Source organism: Lacinutrix sp. MedPE-SW, from assembly GCF_001874145.1.
Taxonomy (GTDB): domain Bacteria; phylum Bacteroidota; class Bacteroidia; order Flavobacteriales; family Flavobacteriaceae; genus Lacinutrix.
The window spans coordinates 275,468-297,193 of the sequence record NZ_MPCX01000003.1 but is presented as its reverse complement, the minus strand read 5'-3'; the positions used below and the strand labels follow the sequence as shown (position 1 = coordinate 297,193).

18 protein-coding genes are annotated in these 21,726 nt (G+C 30.6%); 12 read left to right on the top strand and 6 right to left on the bottom strand.

The features are described 5' to 3' along the window. Positions 1-33: 33 nt before the first annotated feature. From ileS to BM549_RS04845, 4 genes are all read left to right on the top strand, one after another. Positions 34-3,438 (top strand): isoleucine--tRNA ligase, encoded by a 3,405-nt coding sequence (gene ileS / locus BM549_RS04860; protein WP_290469240.1) that lies wholly within the window; start codon positions 34-36, stop codon positions 3,436-3,438. Positions 3,439-3,442: 4 nt separating this feature from the next. Next, positions 3,443-3,826: a TraR/DksA C4-type zinc finger protein gene (locus BM549_RS04855; RefSeq protein ID WP_290469239.1), complete on the top strand. Its 384-nt coding sequence runs from the start codon at positions 3,443-3,445 to the stop codon at positions 3,824-3,826. Positions 3,827-3,896: 70 nt separating this feature from the next. Continuing rightward, positions 3,897-4,520, top strand: coding sequence for a hypothetical protein (locus BM549_RS04850; RefSeq protein ID WP_290469238.1), 624 nt, complete (start codon positions 3,897-3,899; stop codon positions 4,518-4,520). A gap of 85 nt (positions 4,521-4,605) precedes the next feature. Then, complete coding sequence (locus BM549_RS04845; RefSeq protein WP_290469237.1) at positions 4,606-5,247, top strand: lipoprotein signal peptidase; 642 nt, start codon at positions 4,606-4,608, stop codon at positions 5,245-5,247. On the opposite strand, the gene BM549_RS04840 is transcribed toward BM549_RS04845, so the two are convergent. The 6 genes from BM549_RS04840 to BM549_RS04815 all read right to left on the bottom strand — a co-directional run bounded on the left by BM549_RS04840 (position 5,244) and on the right by BM549_RS04815 (position 10,053). Further along, entirely contained in the window at positions 5,244-5,657 is a 414-nt protein-coding gene (locus tag BM549_RS04840; protein WP_290469236.1) for a response regulator, read from the bottom strand. The two genes, BM549_RS04845 and BM549_RS04840, sit on opposite strands and share 4 nt — an antisense overlap. 16 nt (positions 5,658-5,673) lie before the next feature. Beyond that, positions 5,674-7,119 carry a PAS domain-containing protein gene (locus tag BM549_RS04835; protein WP_290469235.1) on the bottom strand — a complete coding sequence of 482 codons (1,446 nt, stop codon included), beginning with the start codon at positions 7,117-7,119 and terminating at the stop codon, positions 5,674-5,676. Positions 7,120-7,192: 73 nt separating this feature from the next. Continuing rightward, the gene (locus BM549_RS04830) at positions 7,193-7,774 is read right to left on the bottom strand and encodes a 5-formyltetrahydrofolate cyclo-ligase (protein WP_290469234.1); all 582 of its coding nucleotides are present in this window, start codon (positions 7,772-7,774) and stop codon (positions 7,193-7,195) included. Positions 7,775-7,780: 6 nt separating this feature from the next. Next, positions 7,781-8,755 (bottom strand): succinylglutamate desuccinylase/aspartoacylase family protein, encoded by a 975-nt coding sequence (locus tag BM549_RS04825; protein WP_290469233.1) that lies wholly within the window; start codon positions 8,753-8,755, stop codon positions 7,781-7,783. Next, positions 8,756-9,631 (bottom strand): 30S ribosomal protein S6--L-glutamate ligase, encoded by an 876-nt coding sequence (gene rimK / locus BM549_RS04820; protein ID WP_290469232.1) that lies wholly within the window; start codon positions 9,629-9,631, stop codon positions 8,756-8,758. Then, complete coding sequence (locus tag BM549_RS04815) at positions 9,631-10,053, bottom strand: RimK/LysX family protein (RefSeq protein ID WP_290469231.1); 423 nt, start codon at positions 10,051-10,053, stop codon at positions 9,631-9,633. The genes rimK and BM549_RS04815 overlap by 1 nt, the downstream gene beginning before the upstream one ends. Positions 10,054-10,173: 120 nt before the next feature. Between BM549_RS04815 and uvrC the strand changes: the two genes are divergently transcribed. From uvrC to pgi, 8 genes are all read left to right on the top strand, one after another. After that, entirely contained in the window at positions 10,174-11,976 is a 1,803-nt protein-coding gene (gene uvrC, locus BM549_RS04810; RefSeq protein WP_290469230.1) for an excinuclease ABC subunit UvrC, read from the top strand. Continuing rightward, positions 11,977-14,220 carry a patatin-like phospholipase family protein gene (locus tag BM549_RS04805; protein WP_290469229.1) on the top strand — a complete coding sequence of 748 codons (2,244 nt, stop codon included), beginning with the start codon at positions 11,977-11,979 and terminating at the stop codon, positions 14,218-14,220. It begins immediately after the preceding gene. 211 nt (positions 14,221-14,431) lie between these two features. Next, a complete protein-coding gene (locus BM549_RS04800) occupies positions 14,432-15,592 on the top strand; it encodes a homogentisate 1,2-dioxygenase (protein WP_121050434.1) in 1,161 nt (386 codons plus the stop codon). 175 nt (positions 15,593-15,767) lie between these two features. Beyond that, the gene (gene hppD, locus BM549_RS04795) at positions 15,768-16,931 is read left to right on the top strand and encodes a 4-hydroxyphenylpyruvate dioxygenase (protein ID WP_290469228.1); all 1,164 of its coding nucleotides are present in this window, start codon (positions 15,768-15,770) and stop codon (positions 16,929-16,931) included. 144 nt (positions 16,932-17,075) lie between these two features. Continuing rightward, positions 17,076-17,858, top strand: coding sequence for a DUF3108 domain-containing protein (locus BM549_RS04790; RefSeq protein WP_290469227.1), 783 nt, complete (start codon positions 17,076-17,078; stop codon positions 17,856-17,858). Beyond that, positions 17,858-18,781 carry a tryptophan 2,3-dioxygenase family protein gene (locus BM549_RS04785; protein ID WP_290469226.1) on the top strand — a complete coding sequence of 308 codons (924 nt, stop codon included), beginning with the start codon at positions 17,858-17,860 and terminating at the stop codon, positions 18,779-18,781. Before BM549_RS04790 ends, BM549_RS04785 begins: the two co-directional genes overlap by 1 nt. Beyond that, positions 18,739-20,067, top strand: a complete 1,329-nt coding sequence (locus BM549_RS04780; RefSeq protein WP_290469225.1) for a peptidoglycan DD-metalloendopeptidase family protein — start codon at positions 18,739-18,741, stop codon at positions 20,065-20,067. The genes BM549_RS04785 and BM549_RS04780 overlap by 43 nt, the downstream gene beginning before the upstream one ends. Next, positions 20,067-21,710: a glucose-6-phosphate isomerase gene (gene pgi, locus BM549_RS04775; protein WP_290469224.1), complete on the top strand. Its 1,644-nt coding sequence runs from the start codon at positions 20,067-20,069 to the stop codon at positions 21,708-21,710. The genes BM549_RS04780 and pgi overlap by 1 nt, the downstream gene beginning before the upstream one ends. The last annotated feature ends 16 nt before the right edge of the window (positions 21,711-21,726 follow it).

The window sequence follows — 21,726 nt, the reverse complement described above, 5'->3', positions numbered from 1 at the left end:
TTAATTTCGCTTTTCATATTGAAATTATAAGAAATGAGCACAGGATTTCCTGAATATAAAGGACTTAACTTACCAAACGTAGCAAAAGAAATTTTAACGTATTGGCAAGAGAATAACATCTTCGAAAAAAGTGTAACGACTAGAGAAAATGCAGAACCTTATGTGTTTTTCGAAGGTCCACCAAGTGCAAACGGTTTACCAGGAGTACATCACGTTTTAGCACGTGCTATTAAAGATATTTTTCCACGATACAAAACCATGAAAGGTTACCAAGTTAAGCGTAAAGCGGGTTGGGATACGCATGGATTACCAATAGAACTTGGTGTAGAAAAAGAATTGGGTATTACAAAAGAAGATATTGGTAAAACCATATCTGTAGAAGATTATAATGCTGCCTGCCGTAAAGCCGTAATGCGTTATACAGATGTTTGGAATAATCTAACTCAAAAAATGGGGTATTGGGTAGATATGGACGATCCATACATTACCTACGAACCAAAATATATGGAGTCTGTTTGGTGGTTGTTAAAAGAAATTTACTCTAAAAACCTAATGTATAAAGGCTATACAATACAGCCTTATTCACCAAAAGCAGGAACAGGTTTAAGTTCGCACGAGGTTAACCAACCAGGAGCTTATCAAGATGTAACAGATACTACAGTGGTTGCTCAATTTAAAGCCATAGAAAATACACTGCCAGACTTTTTACAAAACGAAGGCGATATTCACTTTATAGCTTGGACAACTACACCTTGGACATTGCCAAGTAATACAGCATTAACTGTTGGGCCAAAAATTGATTATGTTTTAGTAGAAACTTATAATCAATACACCTTCAAACCAATAAATGTTATTTTAGCGAAAGCCTTAGTAAACAAACAGTTTGATGGTAAGTTTAAAAAAGTTGAAGAAAAAGCAGCGCTTTTAGAATATAAAGATGGTGATAAAAAAATACCATATTTTATAGTAAAAGAATTTAAAGGAAAAGATCTTGTTGGTATTAAATACGAACAATTATTACAATATGCATTACCAAATGATAATCCACAAGATGCCTTTAGAGTAATCTCTGGAGACTTTGTTACTACCGAAGATGGAACAGGTATCGTACATACAGCACCAACATTTGGAGCAGATGATGCATTGGTTGCAAAACAAGCAACACCAGAAATTCCGCCACTATTAGTAAAAGATGAAAACGATAACTTAGTACCACTTGTAGATTTACAAGGTAAATTTAGACCAGAAATGGCAGAGTTTGGTGGTAAGTACGTTAAAAACGAATATTATAAAGATGGTGAAGCACCAGAACGTTCTATAGATATTGAGTTAGCTATTAAGTTAAAAGAAGAAAATAAAGCCTTTAAGGTAGAAAAATATAAGCACAACTATCCACATTGCTGGCGTACAGATAAACCAATATTGTATTATCCGTTAGACTCTTGGTTTATTAAAATTACAGATGTAAAAGGTCGAATGCACGAACTTAATACAACTATAAACTGGAAACCAAAATCTACCGGAGAAGGCCGTTTTGGTAATTGGATAGCAAATGCAAACGATTGGAATTTATCACGATCTCGTTATTGGGGAATTCCATTACCAATATGGAGAACAGAAGATGGTAAAGAAGAAATTTGTATTGGTTCTGTTGAAGAATTAAAAGCCGAAATGCAAAAAGCAGTTTCAGCAGGTGTTTTAGCAAAAGATATTTTTGAAGATTTTGAAGTTGGTAATAACTCAGACGAAAACTATGAAAAAATAGATTTACACAAAAACATTGTAGATGATATTGTACTGGTTTCAAAAAGTGGGCAACCAATGAAACGTGAAGCCGATTTAATAGATGTTTGGTTCGATTCTGGTTCTATGCCTTATGCACAATGGCATTATCCTTTTGAGAATAAAGAGAAAATAGACGAAAATAAATCATTTCCAGCAGATTTTATTGCCGAAGGTGTAGACCAAACACGTGGTTGGTTCTATACACTTCATGCTATTGGAACTATGGTTTTCGATTCTGTAGCCTATAAAAATGTAGTATCTAACGGATTGGTTTTAGATAAAAACGGACAAAAAATGTCTAAACGTTTAGGTAATGCCACAGATCCTTTCGAGACTTTAGATACTTATGGAGCAGATGCCACACGTTGGTACATGATTGCAAACGCAAATCCGTGGGATAATTTAAAATTTGATTTAGATGGAATAGAAGAAGTAAAGCGTAAGTTTTTTGGTACACTTTATAACACTTATTCTTTCTTTAGTTTATACACAAATTTAGATAAGTTTTCTTATGCTGAAGATGATATCGCTTTAAATGAAAGACCAGAATTAGACCGTTGGATCTTATCAGAATTACACACGTTAATTCAAAAGGTTGACGAATATTATGCAGAGTATGAGCCAACAAAAGCAGCGCGTGCGATATCTAACTTTACACAAGATTATTTAAGTAACTGGTATGTACGTTTAAGTAGAAGACGTTTTTGGAAAGGTGATTACCAACAAGATAAAATTTCTGCTTACCAAACGTTGTACACTTGTATGTTAACCATAGCTAAACTTGGAGCTCCAATTGCACCATTTTTTATGGATAAACTTTACTTAGATTTAACAAAAGCGACACATACAGAATCATTTGAAAGTATACATTTGGCAAAGTTCCCAGAGAGTGATAGTAGCTTTATAGATAAAGCATTAGAACGTAAAATGGAAGCTGCGCAAACCATTTCATCTTTGGTTTTATCTTTACGAGCTAAAGAAAAAATAAAAGTGAGACAACCATTGCAAAAAATAATGATTCCTATAGATTCTCAAGAACAAAAGGAAGAGATTTTAGCAGTGGCAGATTTAATAAAAAGCGAAGTAAATATTAAAGAAGTTGAGCTTTTAGAAGATGCATCAGATATCTTGGTAAAACAAATTAAACCTAATTTTAAAGCATTAGGGCCACGATTTGGTAAAGATATGAAGTTGATTGCCAGTGAAATACGTAAAATGACATCAGAAGACATAAAAAAAATAGAACAAAATGGTAGTCTTGATGTTGATTGTAATGGAAAAATCATTAATTTGGAACTAAGTGATGTAGAGATTACATCGCAAGATATAGAAGGCTGGCTTGTAGCAAATGAAGGAGCAATAACAGTAGCTCTAGACGTTACAATCTCTAATGAATTACGCGAAGAAGGTATTGCACGTGAGCTCGTAAACCGTATTCAAAATTTACGTAAAGATTCAGGGTTTGAAGTAACAGATAGAATTTCTGTACAATTGCAAGACGATAAACAAATTGCACAAGCTGTAAAAACAAATTTAGAATATATCAAGGCAGAAACATTAACAGATAGTCTTGATGTTGTAGAACAGGTAGATAATGGTATAGATATTGCATTCGATAATATAAATACAAAGTTATTTATCACAAAAAATTGATATTATGGCAACAGAAGAACATACAGTAAGATATTCAGATAAAGAATTAGAAAGATTTAGAACACTTATTCTTGAAAAAATAGATCATGCAAAACACGATTTAGAGCTTATTAAAAGTGCTTATGTAAATGATCACAACAATGGTACAGATGATACTTCTCCACAATTTAAAGCTTTTGATGAAGGTAGTGCTGTTATGAGTAAAGAATCTAATTCGGCTTTAGCAATAAGGCAAGAGAAGTTTATTCGTGATCTTAAAAACGCTCTTATTAGAATAGAAAATAAGACTTATGGTGTATGCCGCGTAACCGGTAAATTAATTAACCCTAAGCGTCTAGAATTAGTGCCTCATGCTACACTTAGTATTGAAGCAAAAAACATGCAATAAACACTATTATTAAAATATAATATTACTAAAAAGCGCTTCAATTTTTATTGGAGTGCTTTTTTATTTTATAATGAAACATTTACTTCTCATACTTTTATTAATTGTAACTTTTAATGCAAAAGCTCAAACTAATAATGTCTCTACATTTAATAATCCTGAAATAAAAAACATAGTAATTTCTGGTAGTAAAATGTTTAATATAAAGGTAATAGCTACTAAAAGAAAAACCATTTTAGTGAAATCTAAAACCGAAGGAGAACTTAGTAAATTTTCTCAGGTAGTAATTAAAAATAATACAAATTCTCTTTCTATATCTACTGTGCAGCAACCATTTTTAATACCAGAAAACGATAAGCTTAGTGCCCACAAAGTTTTTTCTGTAGATATAGAATTATATTTACCAGAGCATCTTAATCTAGATATAAAAAGTGAAATTGCCACTGTTGAAATTTCGGGAGTGTTTAAAGATGTTTTATTAGAGTTAGAGCAAGGCAATGCCAATTTATTTCATTTTAAAAGCAATGCCAGAATATTTACAACAACAGGACATATTAATTTAAATACAAATTTTGCCAATGTAATATCGAACTCTAAACTTGGTGTTGTAAAAACTGAAGAATTAACTTCTGGATTACATACAATTAAAATAAATACTATTAGCGGTAATATAAACGTTACTAAAACTAAAAAATAGTTCTATTTTTGTTTACTAACAACGTATTTTAATAATAGCAATTTGCGGCTATTAATGTATTTAAATTATAGCCTAGGCATTAAACATGACTTTAAAAAAATCGATATTTTTTATAATTTTAATATTACTAATAGATCAAGTTAGTAAAATTTATATAAAAACTCATTTTCAACTTAATGAATCTATAGAGGTTTTAAGCTGGCTAAAAATTCATTTTGTAGAAAATGATGGTATGGCTTGGGGAACTAAATTAAGTGATTTTATCCCTTTTATTAGTGATCGTATAGCCAAACTAAGCTTAACAATATTTAGGCTAATAGCAATTTTAGGTATTGGGTATTGGTTGTTGTTATCTATTAAAAAACAGGTGTCTAAAGTACTCGTTTTAGCACTCATATTTATTTTTGCTGGAGCAATGGGAAACATTATAGACTCTGTGTTGTACGGCGTAATATTTAACGATAGTTATGGGCAAGTAGCATCTTTTATGCCAATTGAAGGTGGTTACGATAACTTGTTTTACGGTAATGTTGTTGATATGCTTTACTTACCAATGTGGCAAGGTAATTTACCAGAATGGCTTCCATTTGCAGGAGGCAAAAACTTTATTTTTTTTGAACCTGTTTTTAACATTGCAGATGTTGCTATAAGTATAGGTTTTGCAATTTTAATATTCTTTAATAAAAAGGCATTCCCTAAAACAGAAACAGGCAATATTGAAAATTAAGTGCCGGTTTTAAAAATATTTTCTAATTCATTTATATTTACGGGCTTTATTAAATAATCTTCAACACTAGATAGTGCCTTAGCTCTGTTAATATCTAATGGGTTTATAGATGAGCTTACAACATATAATGTAATTACCTTACCAAATCTGTTTTTAATCTTTGTAAAGCGTTCTAAAAATTCCCAACCATCCATAACGGGCATATTTAGATCTAAAAATATTATTTCAGGTATATTATCTACATCTAAATTTTGTAATAAAGCTTCAAAGTAATCTATGCTTTGTTTACCATCGTTAAAAATTATTAGGTTTTCGCATAGCTTTTTAGTTTCTATAATTTTTTTTACAAGATTTACATAAACACTATCGTCGTCAATAATGCATGCTAATTCTACAATTGGAGAATTCATATTATGAGGGAGTTTTTTAAAATTGTATTTTAAATGTTGTGCCTTTGTTTACAGTACTATTAACAAAAATTTGGCCATTTAAAGATTCGATTTGATTTTTTGTAATAAATAAGCCTATGCCAACAGCATCTTTATTGTAGTGAAAGGTTTTATACATGCCAAATAATTTGTTTCCAAACTTATCTAAATCAATACCAGAACCATTATCATTAACTTCTAGATACTTTTTATTAGCATCTATATATGTTTTAATATTAATAATAGGGTCACGATCTGGGTGTTTATATTTTATAGCATTAGTTATTAAATTTAGTAAAATACTTTCCATATACGCTGGTATATATGGAATGCTTTGCATTTGAGTAAAATTGGTGTTTATTATGCAATTACTTTCTCTTATAATTCTGTTTATTGCTTTTTTTACGCTGTTTATAATAGAGTTAAAGTTTACTTCTACTTTTATATCGTTGGTTTTAGTTTGTATAGTTACAACTTCATTTAAGTGTTCTATTGTAGAGTTTAAGCTTTCTGAAATATCTTTAATATTATCAATCATTTCAAGTTTCTCTTCAACAGTTTCTACACTATCTATAAGCTGAACTATTAAAGAAAGATTGCTTGTATGGGATCTTAAATTATGAGAAACAATATGTGCAAAATTAAAAAGTCTTGAATTTTGAGAAGCTATAATTTCTGAAGTTTTTTGTAAAGTTTCAACTTTAGATTTTTTATCATCAATATCTTGAAAAACACCACGTACACCAATAATTTCGTTGTTATCATTATAAACAGCTTTGCCAATTGCTCTTGTCCAAACCTCACGACCTTTAGCGGTAAGCATTTTAATTTCAGTATCAAAAGGTGTTCCTGTAGTTGCACAGCTAAAAAAATAATTTGAAGCTAATTGTAAGTATTCTGGAGTGTAATATTTAGTTGATTCTTTTAAAGAAGGAATGTAATCTTCAGGATATTCTAGAATTTTTTTTGTTTGGAAATCCCAGTAGCTTTTTTGTTTTTTAAAATCTACATACCAACTTCCTGTAGAAGTCATTTCTGCACTTTCGCGATAGTAAAAAGTATCTTTTTTTAATTTTTCACTAGATTTAAATTTCTTTTCATTAAAAATTATAACTTTTGCATTTTTTACACTGTTTACCTGTAAATTATCATTAGTTAAACACACAAATTTTTTATAACTCCCATCTTTACATTTTATAGAAATTAACTGTTTAAAATCTAAATAATGTCTTACTAAATTAAAAAAATTGTCTCTAAATTCATCACGATATTCGGGATGTATGAGGTTGTTTAAAAAGAAATCTAGGTTAATTTCTACATCTTCAACACTATAACCTAACTTTTTAATAAAAGCAGTAGACCAGTTGCTAGTGTTATTATATAATTCCCAATAACCAATGTTGTCATCGTTAATTATATTTTGAATAAATTCATTTTTTACCATTATATTTAATAGCAGGATTTGGGTTTGATACCAAATATAATAAAAAACCACAATTCAACCTTTATAATAGCTTTTAACCGATTGTTTTTGTGTTAAAATAGTGCGTTTTTTTAGGTGTAACGCATAAATCTATAGCAATATCATTTTTGTAAATGTCTTCTATAGCAGCCTCTGGCTCAAAAAACGAAAGTCCGATTTTTAAAGTGTTTTTATTACAGTTTTTTAAGAAAGAATCGTAAAAACCTTTACCATAACCAATACGGTTTCCTTTAGTATCGTACGCTAATAGTGGCACAAACACTACTTGTATTTTAGAGTTGTCAATTGGTATCCCGTCCAAAGGTTCTGGTATGCCATACTTATTAACTTTAATTACAGTGTTATCTGTAAGTAAAAAGTTCTCCATTGTATTATTTTTAAAATTACTTTTAGAAATAACAATGTTTTTATCTTTTCCAGATAGTATGCTTAAAATAAAATCGGTATCAACTTCATTTTTGTTCTTAATGGTTAGAAATAAATGATAAAATCTATAATTCCAAATATTTAATTTTAAAAGGTTGTTAGCTATTGCAATGCTTTTTTTGTCGATTTCTTCTACTGAAAAAGTATTACGTAGCTTAATATATTTTTCTCTTAATTGGGCTTTAGTCATAATTATTTACTCAACTAATTTTGTAGAAATATGAAATAAAGCATCACCTTGATATACAATGGGAGAATGGTTAACATTAATTATATAGCCATCACTACTTGCTTTTACAAAGTGATTAAATTTACCATAAGGATCTGTAATATTACCTATTGTGTCTCCTTTATTAACAAAATTACTAATACCTATTGAAGCTTTAAACATACCAGAATAGTTAGCCCTAATCCATCTACTATCTGAAATGAAAATACATTTTTTTTTAGGTTCAGAAACTTTAAACTTAGATTTAAGCATACCATAATGATTTAATATGCGTTTGGCGCCATTAACTCCAGTATTTGTAACATCATCGTCTATATGAAAAGATTTTCCACCTTCATATAAAAGTATAGGCTTATTCATGCGATTACAAGTATTTCTAAAAGATTTGTTTAAATTTTTAGAGTAGAGTACAAATGGAGCTCCAAATATTTCGGCAGCAATATCAAAATCTTCATTACCGCTAGTGATTCTAACTTGTGGTGCATTAAAACGTAGTGCTCCGCCAGTGTGAAAGTCTAAAACAAAATCGGCATGTGGTAATATTTCACTTACAACTTGAAAAGCGACTCTGCTTGCCAAAGATCCAGATTTGCTTCCAGGAAAGACCCTATTTAAATCGCGGCCATCTGGAAACTCACGTTCCATATTAATAAAACCAAATACATTAAGTACGGGTATACAAATTATTGTACCCTTTTTAGGTTTGTTTATTTCTTTTGCTATTAATTGTCTAACAATTTCAACACCATTAACTTCATCACCATGAATACCTGCAGTTATTAAAATTGTTGGCCCTGGTTTTTTAGAGCGTTCTACAATTACAGGAACATCTACTGGTGTTCTAGTATGTAATTTAGCGAGATTAAAACTTACTTCTTTGCTTTCGCCAAGTTTTATGGTTTCTCCTAAAATATGTAAATCGTTTACATTTTTTGTTAGCATTTACTTTAAATTTTTTTCTATAAAACCAATTATACTTTTGGCTATATTTCTTCCAGTTGCACCTTCAATTCCTTCTAATCCTGGAGTAGAGTTTACTTCTAGTAATAGTGGTCCACGAGCAGATTGTAACATATCAACGCCACAAACGGGTAGTTTTAATGCCTTAGATGCATTGAGCGCAACCTTTAATTCTTCGTGACTTAATTTTATAATTTGTGCGGTACCACCACGGTGTAAATTAGATCTAAATTCACCTTCGTTACCTTGGCGTTTCATAGCGCCAACAACTTGCCCATCTACTATCAATGCTCTTAAATCTGCACCTTTAGCTTCTTTTATAAACTCTTGAACAATAACTCTTGCTTGTAAACCATTAAATGCCTCTAATACAGACTCTGCTGCACTTTTTGTTTCGGCTAAAACAACACCAAGTCCTTGGGTCCCTTCTAATAGTTTAATAATAACTGGCGCGCCACCAACATGAGCTATAACTTCTCTAGCATCACGCGAGTAATTTGTGAAAACTGTTTTAGGCATACCAATACCAGCTTTACTTAAGCGTTGTAAACTTTTTAATTTGTCACGGGAGCGTAAAATGGCATCACTTGTTACGGTTGTAAATACATTCATCATTTCAAATTGTCTAACTACTGCGCAACCGTAAAAAGTTACAGAGGCACCAATTCTAGGAATTACAGCGTCAACATAGTCTAAATATCTGTCTTTGTAGTAAATAGATGGTTTTTCCTTTTCAATAATTATATCACATTTTAAGGGATCTATAACTTCAATTTTATGACCGCGTTTTTCGCCTTCTTCAACTAATCTATCTGTTGAATAAAGGTTGGCATTTCTTGATAATATAACTATGTTCATTATTTTTTTTGATTAAATGAAAGGTTTTGTAAATCGACATCAACAAGAAATTTTTTATTTAAAAACTGCCTGCCAATAAGTACTGGAAATCGCATTTCTTCTCTAGTGCTTAAAGTTAAGTTAATCTTATATGTTTTACCAAAAAAAACAACCTCAGATTTAATTTTGTATCTGTTTTCAACAAAACCATTACTGCTTTTTACATCTGTAAGAGAGTAGTTTTCAAAATCTACTTGTTTACCACTAAAATTAGGGTGGCCTTTACTGTAAAAAGTACATCTTAATATATTGTTTTCTTCAACTATTTTAGAGCAATGTATGGCAGATGTATATGCACCTGTATCTATTTTGGCATCTACACCAAATAGATTTAAATTTGGAAAGTCTATTTTATCAACCCTACCAATTATTTTTTTATTCATTTTATGTTTTTAATTAATATCGAAATTAAGAAATAAATATCCCATATTTTTTAAAAACTTTAACGATTTAAGCACTTTCTTAATTGTTACTAAACCATTAAAATAATTACCTTTGGTTTAATGCAAAATTCACCGTTAGATATTTTATTAAAAACATTACCTACTTCTCCAGGAGTGTATCAATATTACGATGCTGAAGGTAATATTATTTATGTGGGTAAAGCAAAAAATTTAAAAAAAAGAGTAAGCTCTTACTTTACAAAAAACCATGATAGTGGTAAAACAAGAGTTCTAGTTAAAAAGATTGCAGATATAAAGCATATTGTTGTAAAGACAGAAACAGATGCTTTGCTCCTAGAAAATAATTTAATAAAAAAGCATAAGCCAAGATACAATGTGCTTTTAAAAGACGATAAATCTTATCCTTGGATTTGCATTAAAAAAGAACGTTTTCCTAGAGTATTTCCAACACGACGTGTTATTAAAGATGGTAGTGAGTATTTTGGACCGTACACTAGTATGAAAACCGTAAAGACTTTACTAGATTTAATTAAAGGTTTATATAAGTTAAGAACATGTAATTATAAATTATCTCAAGAAAATATTAGTTCTGGTAAATTTAAAGTCTGTTTAGAATATCATTTAGGCAACTGTAAAGGACCTTGTGAAGGACTTGAAACAGAAGCTAGTTATCATGAAAATATTGCAGCAATAAGAGAAATAATAAAAGGAAATTTTAAAGATTCTTTAGAGCAATTTAGAGAGCAAATGCAAATTTTCGCAGAAAATATGCAATTTGAAGATGCTCAAAAAATAAAAGAAAAAATTGAAATTTTAGAAAATTACCAAGCGAAGTCTACAATAATAAACCCTAAAATTAGTAATGTAGATGTTTTTTCTATAGTAAGCGACGAGAGTTACGGTTATATAAACTTTCTTCAAATATCTTATGGCTCAATAATTCGCTCACATACCTTAGAGATAAAAAAGAAACTTGATGAAACAGATAAAGAATTATTAGAACTTGCTATTATTGAAATTAGAGAACGTTTTAACTCTAAATCTAAAGAAATTTATGTTCCGTTTAAAGTAAATGTTGGTGATAATATTAAAGTTTCACTACCTCAATTAGGCGATAAAAGACGCATTTTAGATCTCTCTATTAGAAATGCAAAATATTACAGAATGGAGCGTTTTAAACAGGTTAAAATTACAGATCCAGATCGTCACGTAAAGCGAATAATGGCGCAAATGAAAAAAGATTTGCGTTTAAACCAAGAGCCTCGACATATTGAATGTTTTGATAATTCAAATATTCAAGGTACAAATCCAGTTGCAGCTTGTGTTGTTTTTAAAAACGGAAAACCTAGTAAAAAAGATTACAGACATTTTAATATAAAAACGGTAGTAGGTCCAGATGATTTTGCCTCAATGGAAGAAGTTGTTTATAGAAGATATAAACGTCTATTAGAAGAGCAAGAGCCTTTACCACAGTTAATTATTATTGATGGCGGAAAAGGGCAGTTGTCATCAGCCTTAAAAAGTTTAGATGTATTAGGCTTAAGAGGAAAAATAGCAATAATAGGTATTGCAAAAAGATTAGAAGAATTGTTTTATCCAAACGATCCTATTCCATTATATTTAGATAAAAAAAGTGAAACTTTAAAAATCATACAGCAATTAAGAAATGAAGCGCACCGTTTTGGTATAGAACACCATAGAAACAAACGTAGCAAACAAGCATTAAATACAGAAATGCAAAATATTCCAGGAATAGGTGAAAAAACAATTGTAGATTTATTAAAAGTTTTTAAATCTGCAAAACGAATTGCAAACGCAAAACTTGATGAACTTGAAAATGTAGTAGGAGTCTCTAGAGCAGATAAAATTTATAGTTATTTTCATAAAAACGAAAAAGATTAAATGAAAAATTACATCATCGTAATATTACTATTATTTTCTGTTAACGCTAAATTGTTAGCTCAAAACAGTGAAAGTAAAGAGCCAAAAGTAGGTTTGGTTTTAAGCGGTGGTGGCGCAAAAGGTTTAGCACATATAGGAGCATTAAAAGTTATAGATAGTTTAGGTATTAGAATAGATTATGTAGCAGGAACCAGTATGGGAGCGATTGTTGGCTCACTATATGCATCTGGTTATTCTGGTAAACAATTAGATTCTATATTTAAATCTGTAGATTTTGATAAAATTATAAACGATAACATACCACGAGCAGCTAAAACGTTTTATGAAAGAGAAAATTATGAAAAATACGCCGTAATTCTTCCATTTAACGATTTTGAAATTAAATTACCTTCAGCATTATCACGAGGTCAAAATACATTTAATTTACTGTCTAAATTAACAATGCACGTTAATCATATTGAAGATTTTAGTAAACTGCCAATTCCTTTTTTCTGTATAGCAACCAATATAGAAAATGGCCAACCAATACTTTTAGATAGTGGTAACCTACCGCAAGCAATTAAAGCTAGTGGAGCATTTCCATCTTTATTTCAGCCAGTATTAATAGACGATCAACTTTTAATAGATGGAGGAGTTACAAATAATTATCCAATAGACGAGTTAAGAGCAAAAGGCATGGACGTTATTATTGGTGTCGATGTTCAAGATGGTTTAGCAAATAGAACCGATTTGTCATCAGCTCCAGAAATATTATTTCAAATAAATAACTTTCGTACTATAAACGATATGAAAGTTAAAGCCCCTAAAACAGATATTTATATTAAACCAGATATTACAAAGTTTACAGTAGTCTCTTTTGATGATGGACCAGAAATTATAAATAACGGAATAATTGCAGCTAATTTAAAAATTGACGAACTTAAAGAATTAGCAAATAAACAAATAAAAAAAACCGTTGATGTAAAAAGCAAAAAAACACCAGATAGTTTACATATTTTAGATATTAATATAAAAGGATTAGAAAACTATACGAGGTCTTATGTTATAGGTAAATTAAAAATGAGGCCAGATCAAACCATAAGTTATGATGATTTTATAAGTGGGACTAATAATTTAGTAGCAACAAATAACTTCGATAGTTTTACCTATAGTTTAAAAAGAGCAGAAAAAAATGGAGTTAAAGGTTATAATTTAAATACAGAATTAAAAGAAACAGATAAAACAACATCATTAAAATTTGCTTTGCATTACGATGGTTTATATAAAAGTGCATTACTAGCTAACATTACAAAAAAACAGTTGTTATTTAAAAGTGATGTTTTGTCACTAGATTTAATTGCAGGAGATAACGTGAGATACAATTTTGAATATTATGTTGATAAAGGAATATATTGGAGTTACGGTGTAAAGTCTAGGTATAATGAATTTAATAAAAGTGTAGCAGCATCTGCATTTTTAACGCCAGAAGAGTTAACTATGGCAGGAGTAAATAAACTAGGAGTTAAAGTAACAGACTTAACAAATAAAGTTTTTTTACAAACCCAATACAAAAACGATTTGGCACTTACGTTAGGTTTAGAACATAAGCATTATAAAATTACTACAGAAACCGTTTTATCGTCAAACAATCAAAGAGAAACAGCATTCGATAATAGCGATTATTTTAGTGCATATTCAAACATTAGGTACGATTCTTACGATAATAAATACTACCCAAACGAAGGCTTGTATTTTAATGGAGATTTTAATTTTTATTTTTACTCATCAGATTTTAATAATAGTTTTTCAGAGTTTTCAATTATAAAAGCAGATTTAGGGTATGCGCATAGTTTTTCTTCAAAGTTTTCAGCAAATATTTTGGCAGAAGCTGGAGCAAAAATTAATGCAAAAAATAATTCATTTTTAAATTTTATTTTAGGTGGTTATGCTAATAATTTTATAAATAATTTTAAATCTTTTTATGGTTACGATTATTTATCAATACAATCAAATAGTATGTTAAAAGCTACTGTTAATTTAGATTATGAGCTTTTTAAAAGGCAGCACATTTTAGCATCTGCTAACTTTGCAAATGCTAAAAATAATTTATTCAGTACTGTAGATTGGTTTTCGCTCCCAGATTATTCTGGCTATGCATTAGGTTATGGTATAGAAACATTTTTAGGCCCAATAGAGGCGAAATTTTCTTACTCACCAGAGTCTCGTGAAAGTTTTTGGTTTTTTAATTTAGGCTTCTGGTTTTAGTCTTTTTTAAATTTAGAAAACATACATTTTATTAACTGCATAATATTCACGATATTTGTTTTGTATGGAATCAAATTGGCAAGACTTACTAACCTTCTTAAAGTTTCTTATAAAAAGAAATCCTGAGTGATTTGCCTGTTCCCTATTTCGCATTTAGTAAAGTAAAAGTGTTACTTTCTACTTTAATTTTTAATTCATAAAAACTAAAAAAATGCCATTCTATCATAAATTAGGAAACATCCCACACAAAAGACACACACAATTTAGAAAAAAAGATGGGTCTTTATATTACGAGCAACTTTTTGGTACCATAGGTTTCGATGGTATGAGTACAAACTCCTACCACGAACAAAGACCAACACAAGTAAAAGAAATAAAAGGACAATACAGTGTTGCACCAAAAATTGCTAAAAAAAACCACATACAATCCTATCGTTTTAGAGGGTTTCAAGTAAAACCAGAAAACGATTATTTAAAAAGTCGCAAAGCCGTTTTAACAAATAGCGATTGTACAATTATACTATCTGCACCAAAACAATCTACAACAGATTATTTTTATAAAAACTCAGATGCAGACGAGATGATTTTCATTCATAAAGGCTCAGGAAAATTACGTACACATCTAGGTAATCTAGACTTTAAATACGGCGACTATTTAATAATACCAAGAGGTATAATTTACAAAATAGACTTCGATACAGAAGATAATAGACTGTTTATAGTCGAGTCTCGCAGGCCAATTTACACACCAAAACGTTACCGTAATTGGTTTGGGCAGTTATTAGAACATTCGCCATATTGCGAGCGCGATTTACGCAGACCTTACGAATTAGAAACCAATAACGAGTCTGGAGACTTTTTAATGAAAGTTAAAAAACAAGACGAGATTTTCGATATGGTTTACGCATCACATCCATTCGATGTTGTTGGTTACGACGGTTATAACTATCCATACGCATTTTCAATACACGATTTCGAGCCAATTACAGGTCGCGTACACCAACCGCCACCAGTACATCAAACCTTCGAGACAGACGCCTTCGTTATTTGTAGTTTCGTACCACGTTTGTACGACTATCATCCGCAAAGCATACCAGCACCATACAACCACAGTAACATAGACAGTGACGAAGTGTTGTATTACGTAGATGGCGATTTTATGAGCCGTAACGATATAGACCAAGGTCACATTTCGCTGCATCCAGCAGGAATACCACATGGTCCACATCCAGGAACAACCGAAAAAAGTATAGGTAAAACCAAAACCGAAGAACTCGCAGTAATGGTAGACACCTTTAAACCATTAATGGTAACAGAAGAAGCTATGAAAATAGCAGACGAAGATTATTACAAATCCTGGTTAGAACATTAAAATAATTAGAAGCTATTTCCTGCTTTCCGCTATATCTTTTTTTAAGAAAAATAAAAAAAGGATGCCGCATCAATCAGGGCTAAAATATTAGCTAAGTAATAGTAAAATCAAAAAGTACACGCTCAATCAATTAAATTGAGTACTTCTTAAAACAAGAAGAAAAAATATAAACATCATGAGTAAAAAAGAAATAGAATCAGTAAACTACGGTTTAGAAAAAATATTCGAAGGCGCACAAGATTTCCTTCCACTTTTAGGAACAGACTACGTAGAGTTTTACGTGGGTAATGCTAAACAAGCAGCGCACTTTTACAAAACAGCATTCGGTTTTCAATCGCACGCATACAAAGGCTTAGAAACAGGCTCAACAGATTCTGTAAGTTATGTCTTAACACAAGACAAAATTAAGTTAATGCTAACAACACCATTAAACAGTAAATCGCCAATAAACGACCATATTGTAAAACATGGCGATGGTGTTAAAATAGTAGCATTATGGGTTGAAGATGCTAGAAAAGCTTACCAAGAAACCACCTCTAGAGGAGCAAAATCTTATATGGAGCCAACAGTAGAAAAAGACGAGCACGGCGAAGTAGTAAGAGCAGGAATTTACACCTATGGCGAAACAGTACACATGTTTGTAGAACGTAAAAATTATAACGGCGCATTTTTACCAGGATTCCAAAAATGGGAGTCAGATTATAATCCACCAACAGCAGGCTTAAAATACATAGATCACATGGTTGGTAATGTAGGCTGGAACCAAATGGATGTATGGGTAAAATGGTATGAAGACGTTATGGGTTTTGAAAACTTTTTGTCTTTCGATGATAAGCAAATACATACAGAATACTCAGCATTAATGAGTAAAGTAATGTCTAATGGTAACGGAAGAATTAAATTCCCAATAAACGAACCAGCCGAAGGAAAAAAACGCTCACAAATAGAAGAGTATTTAGATTTCTACGAAGGTGCAGGAGTACAACACATAGCAGTAGCTACAGACGATATTTTAAAAACAGTATCACAATTACGCGCTAATGGTGTGGAATTTTTATCAACACCACCAGACGAATATTATAAATCTGTACCTGGCCGTTTAGAAGAATTTAGCCATGAGCTAAAAGAAGATATCGAAAAACTAAAAGCCTTAGGTATCATGATAGATGCCGATGAAGAAGGATACTTACTTCAAATTTTCACAAAACCAGTAGAAGATAGACCAACACTCTTTTTCGAAATCATTCAACGTATGGGAGCAAAAGGTTTTGGAGCAGGAAACTTTAAAGCTTTGTTTGAGTCTATAGAGAGAGAACAAGCAAAAAGAGGAACCCTATAAAAGCTAAAATAAATAACAAATAAAAAACATCACTAATACTATAGTGGTGTTTTTTTATTTATATTTTTGGAATAGTAATTGTAATCTAACTTTATAGAGCAATAAATAAATAGCTTCTAAGTTGTTTATAATAAGACAAAAACTATGAAAAAATTTACATTTATAATAATAGCAATACTCACATTTAATTTGGGTTTCTCTCAAGAAAGTTCATTTAAAAGTGGTGAGTGGTTTAAGTTTAAAATGAGCTATAGTGGCTTTTTAAAAGCAGGTAATGCAACACTCTCTGTAAAAGAAAAAACGCTAGATGGAAAACCAGTATATCATGTAGTTGGTAAAGGTTGGACAACAGGAGCAATTAAATGGTTTTTTAAAGTTGAAGACAGATACGAAAGTTACTTTGATGCAAATACAATTTTACCTTATAAATTTATTAGAAAAATAGACGAAGGTGGTCACACTAAAGATATCGAGATTAAATTTAATCAAGCAGAAAACAAAGCCTTAATACACAATAAAAAATATAAAACTAAAAAAACGGTAGAAACCAATGCAAATGTGCAAGATATGGTTTCAACATTTTATTATTTACGAAATAATATTGATACCTCAAGTTTAAAAATTGGCGATGAGGTGAAATTAGATATGTTTTTCGATGAAGAAACTTATGGCTTCAAACTTAAATATTTAGGAGAAGAAACCATAAAAATGAATAATGGTAATAAAGTAGAATCTTTAGTTTTTAGGCCTTATGTAATGGCAGGTCGCGTGTTTAAAGAAGAAGAAAGTTTAACACTTTGGGTAACTAAAGATAAAAATAAAGTACCTTTACGTATAAAAGCAGATTTAGCGGTAGGTTCTTTAAGAGCAGACTTGGTTGCTTGGAAAGGATTAAAACATCCATTCAAAATTATTGTAGAAAACTAATGAGTATAGACCAAAATACAACAGATCAATTAATAGATAAATATAAAAACTTAGGTCAAAATGTAAACACACACCTAGATGGTTTGTTACATAGTAAACCAATAGATTATTGGGATTATATACAAACCGATGCACTTTTAAATCTTCAAGTACAACGTACAACATTACCAGATGAAATGGTGTTTTTAATGTATCATCAAGTCAACGAGTTGTTATTTAAAATGATTCTTTGGGAAATAGACCAAGTTGCAAAAAAAGAAAATATTACCGCAGCATTTTTCGAAACAAAAATAATGCGAATAAGTCGCTATTTTGATGTTTTAACATCATCTTTTACAGTAATGAAAGATGGTATGGATATAGAACAGTATAATAAATTTAGAAATACATTAACTCCAGCAAGTGGTTTTCAAAGTGCGCAATATCGTAAAATAGAATTCGCATCTACAGAGTTAATAAACTTGATAGATAATCGCTTTAGAGAGACAATAGATCGTAATACTTCATTTGAACATGCTTTCGAACATTTATATTGGCAAGCAGCAGGAAAAGATTATAAAACCGGAAAAAAATCTTATACATTAACAGTTTTCGAAGAGAAATACAAAGACGAATTTATTAGATTTGCAGAGTTCTATAACACTCATAATTTGTGGACAATCTTTAAAGGTTTACCACAAGAGGTTAAAGAAGATAAAGATTTAATTAAAGCCATGCGCCATTATGATTATACAGTAAATATAACATGGGTAATGGCACATTATAACACCGCAAACCACTATTTAAACATTGGTGGTAAAACAGCAGAAGCAACAGGAGGAAGCGAATGGGTAAAATACATGCATCCAAAATATCAAAGACGAATATTTTTTCCAGATTTATGGAGTACGAAAGAATTAGAAGATTGGGGAAAAAACTTGTAATACTTTTAGTTTTTTTCTTAACCCTAAATAGCTGCAAAGAAGAAAAAGAAAATAAACAAGATTTAGAAACGGTTTCTGTAATTGAACCTGAAGAGTTGTATGAGTTTGGGTTTAATTTAAAAGACTTTATTGTAAAAAGAGATACCATTAAAAGTGGAGATACCTTTGGCGTAATTTTAGAACGTAATAATATAAGTTACCCAAAAATTTTCGAAATCGCAGAAGCATCAAAAGACAGTTTTGATGTTAGAAAACTTCAAGTAGGCAAACCATACACCATACTCTGTGCTAACGATTCTTTGCAAACACCAAAATGCTTTATTTATCAACCTACAAAAGAACGTTATGCTGTAGTAGATTTTCAAGATTCTATTAAAGCTTATACAAGTACAAAACCAATTAAATACGTAGAAAAAACAGTTTCTGGAGTTATAGAATCAAATATTTCAAACGCGTTAGATGATCAAGGAAAACCATTTATGTTAGCCTTGAGAATGAGTGATATTTATGCCTGGACAATAGATTTTTCAAGACTTCAAAAAAACGATAAATTTAAAGTTGTGTATACAGAAAAGTATATCGACGATTCAATATATGCAGGAATACACGAAATTAAAGCAGCATACTTTGAACATAATAAAGAACCTTTTTATGCTTTCGAATTTGAAACAGATACCGTTTTAGGTATTAGAGATTATTTTAATGAAGAAGCAAAAAATTTGCGTCGAGCATTTTTAAAATCTCCAGTAAGTTTCAGTCGTATTTCATCTCGTTACAATTTAAGAAGACGTATAGCCTTGTATGGAAATAGAATAAGGCCACATAAAGGTACAGATTTTGCAGCCAAAGTTGGAACTCCAATTATGTCTACAGCAAATGGTACTGTAATAGAATCTGCAAGGCGTGGTGGTAATGGTAATTATGTAAAAGTTAAACATAATAGTACTTATACAACCCAATATTTACATATGTCTAAGCGTAAAGCTAAAGTTGGAGACTTTGTAAAACAAGGCGAAGTAATAGGTTATGTGGGCATGACAGGAAATACTTCAGGACCACACGTATGTTATCGTTTCTGGAAAAACGGAAAACAAGTAGACCCATTTAAACAAAAATTACCAGAAGCAAAACCAATTTCAGACAGCTTAAAAACTGAGTTTTTAGAATTTATAAAACCCTTAAAAATTCAATTAGATAATATTGAATATCCAGTAGAACCTATAGAAGAAATAGAGATGGATAGTTTATTAATTTCACAAGATAACCTGATAACCCAATTACAATAATGGTATTACCATCTATAAACCCAACCACTACACAAGCTTGGAAAGCTTTGCAAAATCATTTCGAATCTGTAAAAGATTTAGAAATGAAAAACTTATTTGAAAAAAATAAAGAAAGAGCAAACAACCTTTCTTTAAAATGGGAGGATTTTTTTGTAGATTTTTCTAAAAATAGAATTACAGAAGAAACGCTAAGCTTATTATTAGATTTAGCAAAACAAGTAAATCTAAAAGAAGCAATATCAGCATATTTTGATGGTGAAATAATAAATCAAACCGAAAATAGAGCTGTTTTACACACAGCGCTTCGCGGAAAAATAACAGATAATGTTATAGTAGATGGGAAAAATGTAATGCCAGAAATATTTGAAGTAAAATCTAAAATTGAAAAATTTAGTAATCAAATTATTAACGGTGAATTAAAAGGGTACACAGGCAAAGAATTTAAAACCATTGTAAACATTGGTATTGGTGGTAGTGATTTAGGGCCTGCAATGGTAGTAGATACGTTGCAGTTCTATAAAAACCATTTAACAACACACTTTGTAAGTAATGTAGATGGAGATCATGTAAACGAAGTACTAAAAAAATTAGACCCAGAAACAACACTGTTTGTAATTGTATCTAAAACATTTACAACACAAGAAACACTCTCTAACGCTACTACGATTAAAAATTGGTTTTTAAATCACGCAAATAAAAGTGATGTAGCAAAACACTTTGTTGCAGTTTCTACAAATATTGAAAAGGTTAAAGGTTTTGGCATAGACGAAAACAACATATTTCCAATGTGGAATTGGGTTGGTGGTCGTTTTTCTCTTTGGAGCGCTGTAGGTTTAAGTATTAGTTTAGCTGTAGGCTTTAAGAATTTTGATAAATTATTGGAAGGCGCTAACAAAATGGACTTACATTTTAAAAATGAAGCGTTCGAGAATAATATTCCAGTAATTCTTTCTTTATTAACTATATGGTATAACAACTTTTTTAATGCCGAAAGTGAAGCTGTAATAGGTTACTCGCAATACCTTAATCAATTTGCTACATATTTACAGCAAGGTATTATGGAAAGTAATGGGAAAAGTATAGACCGTAATGGAGAAAGAGTAAATTATCAAACAGGAACATTAATTTGGGGAGAACCAGGAACAAACTCTCAACATGCTTTTTTTCAATTAATCCATCAAGGTACTAAATTAATCCCAGCAGATTTTATAGGTTTTGCACAATCTCTACATGGAAATCAAGAGCATCAAGATAAATTAATTTCAAATTACATAGCGCAAACCGAAGCACTATTAAATGGAAAAACAAAAGCACAGGTTAAAGCAGAGTTAGAAAAAACAAAACTATCTACTTCAGAAATAGAAAAACTTTTACCATATAAAGTATTCGAAGGTAATAAACCTACAAATTCAATTTTTATAAAAAAGCTTACACCAGAAAGCTTAGGGAAGTTAATTGCGCTTTATGAACATAAAATATTTGTTCAAGGTATTATATGGAATATATTTAGTTACGATCAATTTGGTGTTGAGCTTGGTAAGCAGTTAGCAAATAACATTTTAAAAGACATGTCTTCAGGTAATTTTGATAGCCACGATAGGTCTACAAAAAATATTCTTCAATTTTACAACGACTTTAAATAAACAATCTTAAGATTTT

Excerpts from the sequence above, each read along its gene's own strand:
- ileS (WP_290469240.1), top strand. The coding sequence starts at position 34 with ATGAGCACAGGATTTCCTGAATATAAAGGACTTAACTTACCAAACGTA.
- BM549_RS04855 (WP_290469239.1), top strand. The coding sequence starts at position 3,443 with ATGGCAACAGAAGAACATACAGTAAGATATTCAGATAAAGAATTAGAA.
- BM549_RS04850 (WP_290469238.1), top strand. The coding sequence starts at position 3,897 with ATGAAACATTTACTTCTCATACTTTTATTAATTGTAACTTTTAATGCA.
- BM549_RS04845 (WP_290469237.1), top strand. The coding sequence starts at position 4,606 with ATGACTTTAAAAAAATCGATATTTTTTATAATTTTAATATTACTAATA.
- BM549_RS04840 (WP_290469236.1), bottom strand. The coding sequence starts at position 5,657 with ATGAATTCTCCAATTGTAGAATTAGCATGCATTATTGACGACGATAGT.
- BM549_RS04835 (WP_290469235.1), bottom strand. The coding sequence starts at position 7,119 with ATGGTAAAAAATGAATTTATTCAAAATATAATTAACGATGACAACATT.
- BM549_RS04830 (WP_290469234.1), bottom strand. The coding sequence starts at position 7,774 with ATGACTAAAGCCCAATTAAGAGAAAAATATATTAAGCTACGTAATACT.
- BM549_RS04825 (WP_290469233.1), bottom strand. The coding sequence starts at position 8,755 with ATGCTAACAAAAAATGTAAACGATTTACATATTTTAGGAGAAACCATA.
- rimK (WP_290469232.1), bottom strand. The coding sequence starts at position 9,631 with ATGAACATAGTTATATTATCAAGAAATGCCAACCTTTATTCAACAGAT.
- BM549_RS04815 (WP_290469231.1), bottom strand. The coding sequence starts at position 10,053 with ATGAATAAAAAAATAATTGGTAGGGTTGATAAAATAGACTTTCCAAAT.
- uvrC (WP_290469230.1), top strand. The coding sequence starts at position 10,174 with ATGCAAAATTCACCGTTAGATATTTTATTAAAAACATTACCTACTTCT.
- BM549_RS04805 (WP_290469229.1), top strand. The coding sequence starts at position 11,977 with ATGAAAAATTACATCATCGTAATATTACTATTATTTTCTGTTAACGCT.
- BM549_RS04800 (WP_121050434.1), top strand. The coding sequence starts at position 14,432 with ATGCCATTCTATCATAAATTAGGAAACATCCCACACAAAAGACACACA.
- hppD (WP_290469228.1), top strand. The coding sequence starts at position 15,768 with ATGAGTAAAAAAGAAATAGAATCAGTAAACTACGGTTTAGAAAAAATA.
- BM549_RS04790 (WP_290469227.1), top strand. The coding sequence starts at position 17,076 with ATGAAAAAATTTACATTTATAATAATAGCAATACTCACATTTAATTTG.
- BM549_RS04785 (WP_290469226.1), top strand. The coding sequence starts at position 17,858 with ATGAGTATAGACCAAAATACAACAGATCAATTAATAGATAAATATAAA.
- BM549_RS04780 (WP_290469225.1), top strand. The coding sequence starts at position 18,739 with ATGGAGTACGAAAGAATTAGAAGATTGGGGAAAAAACTTGTAATACTT.
- pgi (WP_290469224.1), top strand. The coding sequence starts at position 20,067 with ATGGTATTACCATCTATAAACCCAACCACTACACAAGCTTGGAAAGCT.